Source organism: Pseudomonas sp. HY2-MNA-CIBAN-0224 (assembly GCF_040310285.1).
Lineage (GTDB): Bacteria > Pseudomonadota > Gammaproteobacteria > Pseudomonadales > Pseudomonadaceae > Aquipseudomonas > Aquipseudomonas helleri.
In genome coordinates this window covers 1-316 of the sequence record NZ_JBEOPQ010000322.1, presented here as the reverse complement: position 1 = coordinate 316, position 316 = coordinate 1, and the positions used below count along the sequence as shown (strand labels likewise).

Genomic DNA, 316 nt, shown 5'->3' with positions numbered 1-316 from the left:
GAACCTTGCAGACCACCAAACTCTTTTTCTGCTGTATCTACCGCCGCTTGCACCTCATCACCACTGGTCACATCACAACGAACAAAACGCGTATTATCGCCCAGCTCAGCTACTAGCGCTGACCCTACTGTTTCATTCAAATCAGCGATGACGACCTTGCCACCTTGAGCGACGATAGCGCGAACCACGGCTTCACCCAATCCTGATGCACCGCCGGTGACCAAAAAGCTATTTTCTTTAATCTGCATATTATTCCCTTAATAAATTTTTGTTTGATGTTGATGTTTAACGTTTTTATAACTGCTCTTTTTATAAC

At 44.3% G+C, this 316-nt stretch carries 1 protein-coding gene; it reads right to left on the bottom strand.

Going from position 1 to position 316, the window contains the following annotated elements; genetic code table 11:
- Nucleotides 1-248, bottom strand: a 248-nt coding sequence (locus AAEZ03_RS26580; protein WP_350582769.1) for an SDR family NAD(P)-dependent oxidoreductase, incomplete at its 3' end; no start/stop codon positions are given.
- Nucleotides 249-316: the final 68 nt, after the last annotated feature.